The organism is Streptococcus suis, from assembly GCF_046032515.1.
GTDB lineage: Bacteria > Bacillota > Bacilli > Lactobacillales > Streptococcaceae > Streptococcus > Streptococcus suis_AL.
The window spans coordinates 138,626-154,055 of sequence record NZ_JARQPJ010000001.1 but is presented as its reverse complement, the minus strand read 5'-3'; the positions used below and the strand labels follow the sequence as shown (position 1 = coordinate 154,055).

Here is a 15,430-nt window from a genome sequence, read left to right as displayed (position 1 = left end):
AAACGTCCTAACTAGTTTTCGATACATATTCTGCTGGAACTCCTACAGAGCATAGGCCTGTAATTCTGGATTGATAGGAGTGTTGATGAGATTGTTGGCATAATTACAAAGAGTTGCAAGACTGACTCCTAACACCACATCCAAGGCATTTTCAGCCGTGTAGCCCTCTTGGAAAAATTCCTCTAGCAAGGGCTGTTCAACCTTGCCTTTTTCATGGATAACAGCCAGAGTAAATCGAGCGAGAGCATCTAATTTTGCATCCGTTTCGATGGGAGTTCCCTGGCGTAGAGCCTGTAGAATTACATCTGGCATCTTAACCTGCTTGATAGAAATAGCCGTATGACCTGCCACACAGAAGCCACATCCATTTGCTACGGCTGCTGTGATTTGCACAACTTCTCGTTCTGTTGGTGTTAGACTATTACGACGGTTGATGCCACCTACTGTCTGATAGGTTTCCAAGGCTGTCGGGGAATTGGCTAAAAGACCGATGAGATTAGGAATATAACCGCCATTATTTTTCTTGACAGTTGCAAGTTTTTCTCGTAATTCTGGACTAACAGTCTCTAGAGTATGGATAGGAAAGAAAGCTTGTGTCATAGGTAACTCCATTTCAAAAAATTTCATAGAGTAGGAATAAAAATCTGCTTGGATTCACACCTATACTTCTATGCTTACATTTTATGCTATCATAAAGACAGGTATTCTGCTAATATATTTTACCTATCACACCTATAAAAAATTGATAATCCCTTGTAGAAACCACTAGAAAGACTGGATAACTTCGACCAGTTCATCCCAATCTATCACCACTTTATCTGCCTGATACGGAGCTATTGGCTCTACTCTCTTTCTATGATTAAACCAAATTGCCTTCCAATTCGCAGCTTTCGCTCCTACCACATCATTTTCAAACGAATCCCCTAGATAACAAATATCTTCGCCTGACATCCCCAAACGTTCTTCCATTAGTTGAAAAATAGCAGGATTTGGCTTTGTGATACCAACTTGTCCAGAAATAAGGACATGTTCTAGCTCAAACCAATTAACTAACCCCATCGTGCGTATCTTTCTCAACTGATGTCTATAAGGTCCATTCGTAATAATCCCCATTACAATTCCTTGCGCCTGACACCACGAAAATATTTCTGGAAACACTGGACTGAGCTCTATCTGCCCTTGAAAATAATCATAATCTATTTGAATAGCTAAGGCTGTCGCATCAGACACCTGATACCCAAAATCTGCCAAAGCATGTTTCATCCGATAAATATGACTGTCTTTCAGACTCATCTTTCCAATTGCTGTCGCTTCAAATACTTCATCCGCATATCTGCGAAAGGAAAGGTAGAGTGGTTCAATTTGCTCCCTTGCTACTTCAATGTGTCTTTCCAAAGCACGTTCAAACGGTTGAATCTGATCATAAAGCGTATCATCTACATCAAAAATTAAGGCTTTCATGAGTCAATTATAGCAAAAAATTCCAGCCAAAGCTTGGAATTTTTAACTGTGGTATAATATCCTCAGAAGCTATCAGAGGAATGAAGATGTTAGAAACCCCAAAAAGCATAACAGCAATTATCGAAGCACATTTGGAACAGATGACAAGGCTCGAAAAACAGATTGCCAGCTACTTTACCCAACTGGACCCTGCCAGTGCTGATTTCAGCCTTGAAAACACCACCCAAACCCTGCATATTTCCCCATCTGCTCTAACTAGATTTGCTAAAAAATGTGGATTTTCTGGCTACAGAGAATTTGTTTTCGCTTATCAAAATAACCAGCAGTATTTGGATAAACATTTTGAAAAATTGCAACGGAGCCTAACAAAAAAAGTCTTGGTAGACTATGAGGAAATCTTGACTGCCACCAACAATTTAGTGGATGAAGAAAGATTGGAAGAAATTGCCAAACTCATTGACAGTAGTAAGCGTGTCTATTTTTATGGAATCGGCAGTTCTGGTTTGGTTGCAATGGAAATCAAATCCCGCTTTATGCGACTGGGAGTCGTTTGTGATGCAATTACTGATAAAAACAATCTTATTTGGACAACCAATATCCTAGATCAGACCTGCTTGGTTATCGGTCTTTCTTTGTCTGGTCAGACAGAAGAGGTCATGGAGCATCTCCAGCTGGCTGCTCAAAAGGGGATTCCTACCGCCCTGTTAACAACTAAGAGTTTTCCCCATCCAACTTTTGACCAAATCATTCCAGTCGCCTCTGTCCGCCACCTCAATTACGGCAATCGTATCTCACCCCAAATTCCCCTGCTCATCATGCTAGATATTATCTACGCCTATTTTTTAGCTATTGACAAAGAAAGAAAAGAAAGTATTTTTAAACAGACCATCAAAGAATAAACACAAAAGGCACTACTGTATTTCAAGTAGTGCCTTTATTAGTTAGCCGAAAAACGTGTCCCGATTAAATAATCATAGACATAGTCATTAACCTTTACATGCATGGCATCGTGGGCATATTCTGGTAAGATTTTCATCTCTTTTTCAACTTCCAGTCGATTGTAGATAGCAAATTGGGTTGATGGAGGACAAACTCCATCTTCTAAGCCCGTCACCATAGCTACTGGGCATGAAATCAAGTGAGCCAGATTTTTTACATCAATATAGGATAGGGTTCGAAGAACTTCCTCTTCCCTTTCATGAAACGGATCTGAAAATTTGAAATAACGAAACAATTCGTCGTAGGCTTCACTGTTGTTGCCAAGTTCCAAGACCCGTTTGAAGTCAGATAGGAAAGGATAGATGGCTACAGTTTTACTGATGTAGGGACTGAGAGCGGCTGCCACCAAGGCCAAGGCCCCTCCCTGTGAGGCACCATAAGACACCAGGCGCTTCTGATCAACAAAGTCAAACTGTGCAACAATAGCAATCAGTTGATAGACATCCAAATAGACATCCTTATAAAATAAGTGGTCTGGTCCTTGCAGCATCCCTCGAACAACCTGTCCCTTAACAGTGAGACCATCAAATTGCCCCAAATCCTGAGAACGACCGGCCTGCCCACGGACATCCATAGCTACTACCCCATAACCAGCTGCTAAAAATTTCAAGTTCTCAGACCAGTCGGGTCCTTGACCTTGGTAGCCATGGAAATAAAAGAGAACAGGAACTGGTTGGTCAGACTTGGGAAAGAGGCACTTGGCAAAAACCTTGGAGCCATTTGTACCCGTAAAGGTCAGTTCGTAGCAAGCTACATGAGGCAAGCCACATTCTTTTTCAAGTAATACATGGTCTGCTAGACCTGTCAACTGATTTTTTTCATTCTGCCAGAAGGCATCGAAATCTGCAGGGATTTCCTGCCGACCACGATAGGTCTGCATATCCTGCAAGGTCATATTATCAATCATCATTCAACCTCTCTACAACTAGAAAAAAGACGGAAAGCTTCCAAATCTAAAGGAGAAGAGAAAGGGAAGGAAGCTCTCCATCTTATCGTATATTATAGTAGCCCCTGCTTCTGTTGGAAGTGATAAAAAGCACCTAACATTCCCGCCGCATTTTCATGCTCTGCAAAGGCAAGTCTGGTCTTGTCTGCTAGGCTAGAAACCAAGTTTTCTTTAAGGGCTGCCTGGATTTTCTCAAAGAGATAATCCTTTTGCGCCATAATGCCACCACCAAGAATAACCACTTCTGGATTGGCTACATAACAGATGTTGGCAATGCCTTGGCCAAGATAGTTGACCATTCGGTCAATAGCCGCAATACAGTGGGCATCTCCAGCCTTGGCTTCTTGGAAAATCTTATAGCCGTTCCAGTCTGCCGGATCCTGACCATGCAGGCGAGCCACTTTTTGGACAAGAGCCGTCGTTGAAGCCAGGTCTTGGAAGGCGCCATCAGAAAGATGAAGGTAGCCGACCTCACAGGCCGAATTGCTAAATCCGTGGAAGATTTGACCGTCCACCAGCAAGCAGCCTCCAATGCCCGTTCCAATGGTCAAGCAAACGGAAATCCGACTACCTTGACCAGCGCCTGAAATCCCTTCTGCCAACCCTGCACAGTTGACATCATTTTCAATCTCACAAGGAAGATCAAAACTAGACTCAATTTCAGACTTGAATTGGGTTCCAGCATAATTTGGAATCTGCGGTCCCGAATAGAAAATCTCTCCCTTATCAGGATCGACCATCCCTGCTGAGGAAATGGCTACACCTGAAAGTGGGGATTGGGCATGAAAGTTTGCTACTAGATTTTTGACTGTTGCAAGGATATGCGGACCGCCCTTGTGAGCTTCCGTATCCATCTTGTAACTTTCTAAAATCTGACCTGCTGCATCTAGGCGGCCATATTTTATCTGGGTTCCGCCGATATCAATAGCAAGATAGGTTTTCATAGACACCTCCTAGGCACCAAATCTTTCCTTGGCATCCCGAATCAACTGGGCTGCTTCTTGAGCGATGGAAAGGTCCGCTTCTGTTAAGGCCGTTAGAGGTTCCCGAACAGAGCCAATGTCCAAGCCATCATTGATACGGATAACTTCCTTGATGACAGCATACATATGACCATGACCAGACACCAATTTACCAATGATGGTATTGATGGTTGCCTGTAATTGACGGGCTGTTTCCAAGTCCTTGTCAGCAATCAACTGATTGAGCCGTAGGAAGAGTTCTGGCATTGAGCCATAGGTACCACCAATTCCTCCTTTAGCCCCCATGAGGCGACCGCCGAGAAATTGCTCATCTGGACCATTGAAGACCACATAATCTTCACCGCCTAGACTAACAAAGGTATCAATATCCTGAACTGGCATAGAAGAATTCTTCACCCCTACCACTCGTGGATTTTTCAACATTTCCTTGTACAGACTAGGCGTCAAAGCCACACCTGCCAGTTGCGGAATGTTGTAGATGATGAAATCTGTATTTGGTGCAGCGGCACTAATGCCGTTCCAGTAAGCTGCGATGCTGTACTCAGGCAAACGGAAATAAATCGGTGGAATAGCTGCAATAGCATCGACACCCAATTCTTCCGAATGGCGTGCTAGTTCCACACTGTCCTTCAAATTATTGCAGGCCACATGGTTAATGATGGTCAATTTGCCCTTGGCAACCTCCATAACCGCTTCAAGAATTTGCTTGCGGTCTGCCACACTTTGGTAAATGCATTCACCAGACGAACCATTGACATAAAGCCCTTGAACTCCCTTGTCAATGAAATACTGAACCAGAGCTTTTACACGCTTTGAACTAATGTCACCAGCCTCATCATAACAGGCATAAAAGGCTGGGATAATACCATGATATTTCGATAAATCTTTCATTCTAATTCCTTTTTAACGATTGTAATCGTGAGCCAAATTCTCTAATAAATAGAAAGGATAGGCCAGCATAGGCAAAAAACAGGAAACTCACCAGACCAATCAAGAGGGTGAGGTCTGAATAGAAGAGGACAGCAACCAAGAGGAGTAAGACAAGACTGACCACAAAGGTCAGAGACAACATAGTCCCAAGGTAGAAAATCCCTTGCAAAAACAAGTCTTTCAAGCGGAGCTGAAAACGACTGGCTAGTGGGTAGACATAGACCCAGAGCAACTGGCTAAAGAGCAAGATAGCAATGCAGCTTGCACGGAAACCATCAAAAACTAGTCCAGCCTGCCCCCAGATTAGATAGAGGTCCAAAAGGCAACATGTCGTTAGCCCAATTTCTACCAGTGACAAGACTAGACCCTGTTTCCACTGGCGACGAAAATGCCCCCAGTAGGTCGACCAGACCTTGATTTTACCTTCTTCATGCATGTCCCATAAACTGGCCTGGAGGGCTAGTTTGGCAACCCCTAAGGTAAAAAGAGGGAGACTTGCCAAAACAGTTAAGCTATTTAAGAGCATAAGATCGAAGATCTTCTCTACCAGTTGCCAGGCTGGATGATGGACATCAAACAGGGACTGAACCAGTGTTCTACCACCTTTTCCTTTCATCCTCTTCTTCCCCCTTTCTATTTTATAAAGGACTTAATCATCAATTAAGACTTTAAATACACACTTGTGGACAGTCTTGGCACCACCTGCCCATTGGTTTGGCTGATGAACTTCCCCAGGTAGGAATATAGCAAAGTAATTCCCATCTAGTAGACAATCCACCCATTTTTCACTGGGAACAAAACCGATATCACCTGCCTGGTCAAATCCAGTATCCTCTCCAACCAGACGGCAACCATAGGAAATTTGTTCCTGACCACTGATGACAAAATGGATATCTGCATAAGAACGGTGGTATTCAAATTCCTCCTTAAACTCCTCAGAGAGGGTATTTTCTTGGAGGAAATAATAAACATTCTGACCTGCAACTTCATACTTGCCTAGCTCCTGCTCTCGAAAATCTCCCTTTTCCAGAACAGCCAAGGCAAGATCCAAGTTAGGATGCAGGCCCTTATAGTGCCTAACATGTTCAATATGATCGTAAATCATGCAACTTTCTCCATGAACTTATCCCTTAACAGCCCCCATAGTAATACCCTGTGTAAAGGATTTTTGGAAGACAAGGAAGACGGTAACAATTGGGACAGCAGCCATAGCAGCACCAGCCATGATAACTCCATAGTTAGTTGCCATTTCAGCCTGCATGGTCGCAACACCCAGCGAAATGGTCAAGTTCTGACGTGAAGTCAGCATAACCAATTGCATGAAGTAGTCGTTCCATGAGTTGATGAAGGTGAAAATGGCCAAGGCAGCAAAGCCAGGTTTGACAATTGGAAAGGCAACATTCCAGAAAGTGGATAGCTCGCCACAACCGTCAATCTTAGCCGATTCCAAGAGCTCTGTTGGGATATTTTCTGAGAATTGTTTCATCAAGAAAACACCGAATGGCCAACCAACAAGCGGCAGAATAACCGCAGCTAGCGTATCGTGAATCCCCATAAAGTTGATAATCCGAACAAGAGGCACAAGAACAACCTGTTTCGGCAAAGCCATAGCCGCGATGAAGATAGAGAACAAAATCCGCTGACCGTAGAAACGTTTCTTAGCCAAAACATAACCTGCTAGTGAGGAAGTTGAACACACCAAAATCATGGTTGCCAAGGAAATGAAGACGGAGTTCCATAGCCATTGCAAGGCAGGGTTTTGTACCGTCAACTTGGTAAAGTTTTCCAGTGTTGGCTGGGTTGGCCACCACTGAGGTGGAATGACAATAGTATGCGGTTGTGACTTAAAGGCCCCTGTCATAATCCAATAGAAAGGAAAGATGAAAAGGATAGTCAACAAGAGCAAAATAATGGTTGAAATAACACCAAAAGGCGTAATGGTTTTCTTTTTCATGGTCTCCTCCTTTCTAGTACTCCACATCATTACCCAAAATCTTGAATTGAGCAAAGGAAATCAAGGCAATCATGACTGCCAAGAAAACACCCATGGTATTTGCATAGCCATACTCAGACAACTTAAAGGCTTTTTCGTACAAATAGTACATGAGGGTCGAAGTCGAATAGTTTGGACCACCTGAAGTCAAGAGCTGAATGAGGGCAAAACATTGGAAAGAGTTAATGGTTGTAATAACTGCAATATAAAGAGTTGTTGGCAAGAGGCTTGGCCATTTGATTTGCCAGAAAACCTGATGCTCATTGGCACCATCCACACGCGCTGCTTCTACCAAAGAATTATCAATATTACCCAGAGCTGCAATGTAGAGGATAATAGGCTGACCAACTGAAGTTGTCAAAAGGATAATGATAATGGCTAACAAGGCCCATTGCTTATCCCCCAGCCAGCTGATGTTCTGGTCGATGATTCCACCAGATTTCAAGACAAAGTTCAAAATACCTGACAGTGGATCGTAGATCCATTTCCAAACGACCGTTACAGCAACCGAACCTGTAACAACAGGTAAGAAGAAGACCGCACGGTAGAACGAGCGAGCGATGACATTCTTTTCATAGGTCTGAGAAGCCACAAAGACTGAAAAGAAGACAACGACTGGCACTGACCCAACCACGATAATCAACGTGTTAATCAAAGATTTGATAAAAATCGGATCATTAAACATCCGTACATAGTTATCCAGCCCAACAAAGCTAAAATCTGTCATCGTATAGTTGAAGAAACTGGTGACAAATCCCATAATCATTGGAGCAAGTACAAAAATAGTGAAGAAAATGAGAATAGGAGCTAAGAATGTATAGGATACAATGGTCTCCCGCATTCTAATCTTATTTATCTGCACCGAGAACACCTCAATTCTATTCGGAATCATTCTCAATGAAAATCAAAATACCTACTGAAAAATAGTTGTTGATTTTCATAAAGCATGAAAGGAATGGCTCCCTTTCTTTATCTTTGTAGGAAACTGACAGAGAAAAGGAGCCTCATTCAATTCATTTATTTAATCGTTGCGTTTGCTTGCTCAGTGAATTCTTTCAAAGCTGGTTCTGCTTCTTTTTCGCCATTTGATACAGCTTGAAGCATTGGGAACCAAAGAGTTCTCATTTCAGCAAAACCGTCAATGGTGTTGTAATATGGAGAGTAGTATTGAGTCCACTTATCAATCATAGCCATACGTTCATCATCATAAAGGGCACCAAATGATGTACGAACTGGGAATGCTCCTGTACGAACAACGTTCTTAGGACCCCATTCTTTATCATCTGCGATGAACTGGATGAATTTCTTAGCTGCTGCTACGCGTGCTTCGTCGCCATTGTTGAAGACTGCAAAGCCGTTTACAAGGTATTCTAGAGCTGCCTTACCATCTTCAGATGGGAATGGTACTTCGAGCACTTCTACTTTAGATGCTTCTAACAATTGTCCTTGGATACCATTTTGCGCAGGACCCCAAAGGATGGTGTAAGATGTTTGGCCATTTGCAAAGTTTTGGATGTCATCGCCACCTGCATATTGTGAACCATTCATCATGTAACCGTCTTTAATCCAGCCAGCTGCCTTATCCAAGGCTTTGATCATTTGCTCTGAATCAGTTGTATATTTGGTTACACCTTCATCGGTGATGCTTCCGCTATAGAGGTTTGCCAAGAAGGCACGAGTACCTTGGTCGCCACCTTGACCGTTAGAGAAGAGGGAACCTGGGTTGTAGCCCTTGTCTTTCAAGGCTTTGATCACTTTTTCAAAGTCGTCAGTAGTCCAACCGTCTTTGACAAGATCAAGCACACCTGCGTCTTTCAACATCGCTTTGTTAAAGGCCATGTAGAATGGCGCAGAGCTGAGTGGGTACATGTAGGCTGTATCACCAGCTTTTGATGCCTGAATAATATTGTCATTGTTGACATCTTTGACAAACTCATCAGTAAAGAGGTCATTCAAGTCAGCCAACTTACCATTTTTTCCGTAGGTAATGATACGACCTGGCGCATCAAAGAGAACGTCTGGAGCAGTACCTGCTTCGATAGCAGTTGTGATTTTTTCTGGCCCAGATGTAAAGTCGATGGTTTCGAGTTTGACAGTGATGTCTGGGTTTGCTTCCTCAAAAGCAGCAATAATTTTTTGCTCATAGGTACCAACACCGTCTTCTGTATTTTCTTGAGTGAAGACTGGGAAGGCCCACCATGTGATTTCTGTCTTACCAGAAGCACTAGAATCAGCAGTTTTTTCAGCAGTTGTATTGCTTGTACTACTACATGCTGCAAGTGACAAAACTGCCACACCAGCTAACAACGAATGTATGATTTTCTTCATCATTCTTCTCCTTTTTTTATTATTTTGCTTACCCCAATGGGTGCTTAGACTACTTATTTATTGTTTCAACACTCGGATAAACCGCTCTGCTATTTCTTTTGGTCGGGTAATAGCCCCGCCAACAACGATACCTGCAACACCTAGATCATGGATGGTTTTGACTTGATCCGGATAATGAATTTTTCCTTCAGCGATGACATCAATACCTGCTCGACAGAGTCGATCAACCAATTCAATATCTGGACCATCTTCCTGTCGGCTATATGAAGTGTAGCCAGATAGGGTCGTTCCAACAAAATCAATTCCAGCCTCGTAGGCTGTCACACCTTCTTCATAGGTGGAAATATCTGCCATAAAGAGTTGGTGTGGATATTTTTCCTTGATTTGCTTGATGAAATCAACGATGTCCAGACCATCAAACCGCTCACGTTTAGTACAATCCAGGGCAATAACTGCAATGTCTAGCTCAGCTAGCTCATCAACCTCTTTCATCGTTGCCGTAATGAAAGGCTCTTGAGGAGGGTAATCTCTCTTGATAATTCCGATAATTGGTAAATTGGTCACTTCCTTGATTTCTTTAATATCTCGAACACTGTTTGCTCGAATACCTACAGCACCTGCTTCCTGGGCTGCTTTGACCAATAGAGGAATAACTCCGCCTTCTTCACTGTATAAAGGCTCACCTGGTAAAGCTTGACAGGAAATAATAATGCCATCTTTAATCTGCTCTTTTAAGATTTCTTTGCTTATGATCGCCATTTAATTCTCCTTGCACCGTTCTACTATTGGATCCAAGATAGCGTTTACAATATAATTATATAATATACTGATGTTTTTTCAATAGACTTTTACATTTAAATTTTAATTTCTGCCTGAAGAAAGAAAAGGGGATTTTTTGAAACTACTTTCTATTTTCTAACTTTTTTATAAAAATAGTTTCACTTGTTAGAGCTGAAAAAACCAGCCGATTTTTCCGACTGGTTTTTACTCTATTCTATTTACTCAATTCTCCAAAGCATAGGCCTGTAATTCTGGATTGATTGGGGTGTTAATCAGGTTATTTGCATAATTACAAAGAGTTGCAAGACTGACTCCTAATACTACATCCAAGGCGTTTTCAGCAGTATAACCAGCTTGAAAAAATTCCTCTAGCAAGGGCTGTTCAACCTTGCCTTTTTCATGGATAACCGCCAGAGTAAATCGAGCGAGAGCATCTAATTTTGCATCCGTTTCGATGGGAGTTCCCTGGCGTAGAGCCTGTAGAATAAGATCTGGCATCTTAACCTGCTTGATAGAAATAGCCGTATGACCTGCCACGCAAAATCCACAGCCATTGGCAACGGCAGCTGTAATTTGTACCACTTCACGCTCAGTCGGTGTCAGGCTGTTGCGGCGGTTAATTCCTCCGACCGTCTGATAAGTTTCCAAAGCGGCTGGAGAATTAGCCAGAAGTCCAATTAAGTTTGGAATATAACCGCCATTATTTTTCTTGACCGTTTCCAAATTTTCTCTCAAATCAGGTCTAACAGTGTCCAAGGTATGAATAGGGAAAATTGCTTGTGTCATAGAAAACTCCATTTCATGCTTTTTTTACATCAAGTCATCAACCACGACTTCTACGATATAGGATTATCCTATCATACCTCTAAAAGTTTTGCTAATATATTTTACCTATCGTTCAATAATGAATAACTATTCGTTATTGTTTTCTAGACCCTAGCCTGTATCTCATGCATCTGTGCATAAACACCACCCAAGGCAAGCAGCTCCTCATGTTTGCCACGTTCAATAATACGACCTTGGTCCAAGACCAAAATCTGGTCTGCATTTTGAATAGTGGACAGACGATGGGCGATAATAAAGGTTGTCCGACCTTCCTTGACCACTTCCATAGCATGCTGGATAATTTCCTCTGTTTCCGTATCGATATGTGAAGTCGCCTCATCCAAAATCAAGATTTTGGGATTGGAGTAAAGGGTGCGGGCAAAGGCAATCAATTGACGTTCACCGCTTGAGAAGGTTGACCCCTTTTCAAATACTGGTTCATCGATACCTTGTTCCAAGCGAGCAAGCATTGGACCTGCCCCAACTTTTTCTAGGGCTTCTATGACTGCCTGCCTATCCATCTTCTCCGTATCCATAGCCACGTTGCTAGCGATGGTCCCAGTGAAGAGATAGGGATCTTGCAAAACAATCCCCATGTGACTGCGCAGACTTTCACGAGAATAATCACGGATGTTTTCCCCATCAATCAGTACACGTCCCTCCTGTGGATCATAGAAACGATAGAGGAGGTTCATAATAGAAGACTTACCAGACCCAGTATGCCCAACCAGTGCAATGGTTGCTCCCTTGTCTGCCTGAATGGAGATGTCCTTGAGAATAGGCTTGCCAACTTCGTAGGCAAAGGTCACTTGGTCAAAGACCACCTGACCGTCTGTCACCGTCAATTCAGCACTACTATCGGGCTCCGTTTCTTCTTCCAGCAAGCCCATCAACCTCTTACCTGTTTCAATCGACCGAAGGAGATTTGGAAACTGCTTGACCAAGGCACCAAGGGACAAAAAAATCCCCTCTATGTAATCAATATACACAAATAATTTACCTGGTGACAAGCTAGATTGACCTTGTAAAAATTGATAGCCAATAATGGTTAAAATCCCTGTCAGAACTAAAAATTTCAAAAACTCCGTCAACGTCCATGTCGAGCTGGATTGGGCCCAGATAATCTGGTTATCCGCACGGCGCATCTTATCTGCTGTCGCTTCAAACTCAGCTAGCACTCTCTCTTCCTGCCCATAGAGCTGAATCAAACTAGCACCATTCATGGTCTCATTGACCTGTGTATTGACCTCGCTTCGCGCATCGTAAAAGTCCTTCATAGGCTTATCGGTCAACTTTTTATAGATAAATTGAATACCGATAAAGACTGGAATTAGAAGCAAGAGAGCAAAACCTAGACTAGGATTGAGGTAGAAAACAATCCCGTAGGTAAGAAGCAAGCGAACAAAACTATTAAAGACATTGACCAAGGTACCGTAAAACTGATTGCGCAAGGTTTCAGTATCGTTAACAATACGAGTGGCAATCTTCCCGGCAGGTTTATCATCAAAATAGGAAATGGGCAAGCACTGCATAACATCATAGGCCAGGTTGCGCAAATACTCTGCTATCCTATTGGCAGAGTGCATCAAGAGCCGCATGGAAAGGTAATAGCCAAGTGCACCCAAGAAAATCATGGCCACATATTGACTTGCCATTTGTAAGAAAAGGGATTCTTGGAAGGGTTGGCCTTCACTCAAGGCCCGTAAAGGGCCATCGATGGCTTTTTGAATAATAAGGGGGGCAAAACGCAAGAGGCTAGAAGCTACTAAGTAACAGACTACAGCAAACGTAAATAGCCACTTGACACGACCGATTTGTTTTAATAAAAAACCTAAAATAGTCATTACTCTCCTCCTTCCTGGCTTTGTTGTCGTTGGTATTGTTCATAGTACCAACCTCTTTGGGCAAGCAAATCAGCTGGACGCCCTTCTTCGACGATACGCCCCTCATCCAAGACTAGTACCCAGTCTGCATGGTTGACAGCAGATAGACGATGGGTCACGATGACATTGGTTTTGCCTGCACGTTCTTTTTGAATATTTTGGATAATCTGGCGTTCTGTCCGAGCATCCACTGCCGACAAAGAATCATCTAGAATTAGCAAATCTGGCTCTCGCAGGAAAGCACGGGCGATGGAAATCCGTTGTTTCTGACCGCCAGAAATAGACACACCACGCTCACCAATCATGGTATCAAGACCATCACTCATCCGTTTTAAATCTTGACTAAAAGCTGCTGTGGCAATGGCTTGTTCAATCTCCTCAGAGCTACTAGCTACTTTCCCAAGGGCAATATTTTCTCCAACAGACCTTGAAAACAAAATGTGTTCTTGTGGAACATAGCCAATTTTTTCCTCTATACTAGAACGTTTAAAGTCTAAAACAGATTGATGATTGATGAAAAAATTTCCCTGACCAATCGGATACTGGCGTAAGAATTGACGAACCAAGGTCGTTTTTCCCGAACCAGTCTTCCCAACGATACCTACAGTTTGCCCTGCTTTCAGTGTCCAATTGATGTCCTGTAGGCTGGCTCTTTCCGCCTGTGGATAACTAAAGCTATAATTTTTGAAGGAAATACTAGACAGCTCTGCAATTTCCTTAGAACCATCAGCCTCCAAATCATCACCCGTCTCAATCAGCTCTTGCAGTTTTTCGAAAGATGTCTTACCAGTCTGATAAACAAGGATGAAATCTGCTAGTGTCCAAAACGGCTCTAAAAGCGAACCAACATACAATTGAAGGGCAATTACTTGTCCCAAGGTCAGTTGCCCTGCTCTCACAGCTTGTGCCCCCATGAGAAGCACGAAAATAGTAGATAATCCCAAACAGACTGTGGCTAATGGATTATACAATGATTGCAAGGAAGTGATGCGATCCCCACCTTGAGCCAATTGTTTGGTACGAGCTTGAAATTGAGCCTTTTGAGCTGCCTTTTTGCTATAGGCGCGGGTTACACGAATACCCTCGACAACTTCCAAGACCTCATTATTGAGCTGTGCAACTGCCTCACGGTTGGCATCAATAGCCTGATCCTGCTTACGACCAATGAAAAAGAAAGCAACTGCCATAAAAATCATCGGTAAGATAGCCAGGAAGGAAATCTTCCAATCAATCAAAAGCATGGTAGGAATGATAAATGCTAACATACCCCCGGAATAGACCACAATCATGAGCCCGTATCCGACCATCTCCATCAGGCCATCGACATCCGTTGAAAAGCGGGTCATGACATCACCAGACCGAAATTTTTCATAAAAAGGTGTTCGCATGGTGACCATCTTTTTAAAGGCTCGTTGTTGCATATCAAATTTGAAATTGACCGAGGCCTGAAAAAGCTTAAGATGCCAGATAAAACCCATCCCATAATTGAGAAAGGTCACCAAAAGCAATAGGCTCATCTCTTGAACTAAAATCCGCTCAGTCAAGCCATTCTTGGTCAGCGTATCCACCATCCTCTGAATAATCTGCGTTGGTATCAAGAGGGTGACATCATAAATAATCAAGGTCACAACAACCAGCAAGTAGAGCCACTTGTGTTGTTTGACGTAATCAAATATCAATTTAAACATATTTCTCCTTTAAGTTAAAACCTGTATTCACTCAAAATACCCTCTCATTCTAAAAGCATTTTACTTGTGAAAAATGTTATTAAAACGATTCCTTTCTAAGCACAAAAAAGCCTAGGTATGTTTTAAACTCCACCTAGGCATGGCTCAGTCCACAAAGACCAACTCTAGAATAGCCTTGGAAAGCCCACCTGACCATGTTAAGACATGCTTGACTTTCCCACTATTCCAGAGTAGGGCCACGAAAACTCCAAAAGTCTTTCAATAAGCCCTGTTTTCCTGCTTAGAAAGGAGTGTATGATAAAAAATAGCTTGCTGAAGGACAAGTTGTGTGTTCATTTGTTTTACTCCTTTCTTTTTTCTAAGCCCTATTCTAACATAATAAACTGACAAGTCAAGATTTTTTTGATATCAGGGAAGAATTTGGGGCAGACATAACAAAACCCTTGTGTTTCAAGGGTTTTTAGCGTTATTTTATGCTAGTTGCCGGGATTGAACCGGCGACCTCATCCTTACCATGGATGCGCTCTACCGACTGAGCTAAACCAGCAGTACTTGACTAGTATATCATATCTCTAAAAAAAGTCAATGGATTTTTTGGAAATATTGAGAAAAAT

General features: G+C 42.5%; 15 protein-coding genes and 1 tRNA gene. 1 reads left to right on the top strand and 15 read right to left on the bottom strand.

Going from position 1 to position 15,430, the window contains the following annotated elements; translation table 11 throughout:
- Window positions 1–42: 42 nt before the first annotated feature.
- Together P7J49_RS00820 and P7J49_RS00815 are read right to left on the bottom strand one after the other, a co-directional pair.
- Window positions 43–600, bottom strand: coding sequence for a carboxymuconolactone decarboxylase family protein (locus tag P7J49_RS00820; protein ID WP_408568814.1), 558 nt, complete (start codon window positions 598–600; stop codon window positions 43–45).
- 165 nt (window positions 601–765) lie between these two features.
- Window positions 766–1,461, bottom strand: coding sequence for an HAD family hydrolase (locus P7J49_RS00815; RefSeq protein ID WP_408568812.1), 696 nt, complete (start codon window positions 1,459–1,461; stop codon window positions 766–768).
- 86 nt (window positions 1,462–1,547) lie between these two features.
- Between P7J49_RS00815 and P7J49_RS00810 the strand changes: the two genes are divergently transcribed.
- Window positions 1,548–2,360, top strand: a complete 813-nt coding sequence (locus P7J49_RS00810) for a MurR/RpiR family transcriptional regulator (protein WP_408568810.1) — start codon at window positions 1,548–1,550, stop codon at window positions 2,358–2,360.
- 38 nt (window positions 2,361–2,398) lie between these two features.
- On the opposite strand, the gene P7J49_RS00805 is transcribed toward P7J49_RS00810, so the two are convergent.
- The 13 genes from P7J49_RS00805 to P7J49_RS00745 all read right to left on the bottom strand — a co-directional run bounded on the left by P7J49_RS00805 (window position 2,399) and on the right by P7J49_RS00745 (window position 15,363).
- Entirely contained in the window at window positions 2,399–3,367 is a 969-nt protein-coding gene (locus P7J49_RS00805; protein ID WP_408568928.1) for an alpha/beta fold hydrolase, read from the bottom strand.
- Window positions 3,368–3,459: 92 nt separating this feature from the next.
- Window positions 3,460–4,350: an ROK family protein gene (locus tag P7J49_RS00800; protein WP_408568808.1), complete on the bottom strand. Its 891-nt coding sequence runs from the start codon at window positions 4,348–4,350 to the stop codon at window positions 3,460–3,462.
- Window positions 4,351–4,359: 9 nt separating this feature from the next.
- Window positions 4,360–5,280 (bottom strand): dihydrodipicolinate synthase family protein, encoded by a 921-nt coding sequence (locus P7J49_RS00795; protein ID WP_408568807.1) that lies wholly within the window; start codon window positions 5,278–5,280, stop codon window positions 4,360–4,362.
- A gap of 1 nt (window position 5,281) precedes the next feature.
- On the bottom strand, window positions 5,282–5,935 hold the full coding sequence (locus tag P7J49_RS00790; protein WP_408568805.1) for a DUF624 domain-containing protein: 654 nt from the start codon (window positions 5,933–5,935) through the stop codon (window positions 5,282–5,284).
- Window positions 5,936–5,968: 33 nt separating this feature from the next.
- Window positions 5,969–6,424, bottom strand: a complete 456-nt coding sequence (locus P7J49_RS00785) for a YhcH/YjgK/YiaL family protein (RefSeq protein ID WP_408568803.1) — start codon at window positions 6,422–6,424, stop codon at window positions 5,969–5,971.
- Between the two features lie 18 nt (window positions 6,425–6,442).
- A complete protein-coding gene (locus P7J49_RS00780; protein ID WP_024376836.1) occupies window positions 6,443–7,273 on the bottom strand; it encodes a carbohydrate ABC transporter permease in 831 nt (276 codons plus the stop codon).
- A gap of 13 nt (window positions 7,274–7,286) precedes the next feature.
- Window positions 7,287–8,174, bottom strand: a complete 888-nt coding sequence (locus P7J49_RS00775) for a carbohydrate ABC transporter permease (protein WP_029186299.1) — start codon at window positions 8,172–8,174, stop codon at window positions 7,287–7,289.
- Window positions 8,175–8,329: 155 nt separating this feature from the next.
- On the bottom strand, window positions 8,330–9,640 hold the full coding sequence (locus tag P7J49_RS00770; protein WP_408568801.1) for an ABC transporter substrate-binding protein: 1,311 nt from the start codon (window positions 9,638–9,640) through the stop codon (window positions 8,330–8,332).
- A 57-nt stretch (window positions 9,641–9,697) separates the two neighbouring features.
- Complete coding sequence (locus tag P7J49_RS00765; protein WP_408568799.1) at window positions 9,698–10,399, bottom strand: N-acetylmannosamine-6-phosphate 2-epimerase; 702 nt, start codon at window positions 10,397–10,399, stop codon at window positions 9,698–9,700.
- A gap of 243 nt (window positions 10,400–10,642) precedes the next feature.
- Window positions 10,643–11,218 carry a carboxymuconolactone decarboxylase family protein gene (locus P7J49_RS00760; protein WP_408568798.1) on the bottom strand — a complete coding sequence of 192 codons (576 nt, stop codon included), beginning with the start codon at window positions 11,216–11,218 and terminating at the stop codon, window positions 10,643–10,645.
- Window positions 11,219–11,349: 131 nt separating this feature from the next.
- Entirely contained in the window at window positions 11,350–13,089 is a 1,740-nt protein-coding gene (locus P7J49_RS00755; protein ID WP_408568796.1) for an ABC transporter ATP-binding protein, read from the bottom strand.
- A complete protein-coding gene (locus P7J49_RS00750; RefSeq protein ID WP_408568794.1) occupies window positions 13,089–14,816 on the bottom strand; it encodes an ABC transporter ATP-binding protein in 1,728 nt (575 codons plus the stop codon). Before P7J49_RS00750 ends, P7J49_RS00755 begins: the two co-directional genes overlap by 1 nt.
- A gap of 474 nt (window positions 14,817–15,290) precedes the next feature.
- Window positions 15,291–15,363, bottom strand: a tRNA-Thr gene (locus tag P7J49_RS00745).
- Window positions 15,364–15,430: the final 67 nt, after the last annotated feature.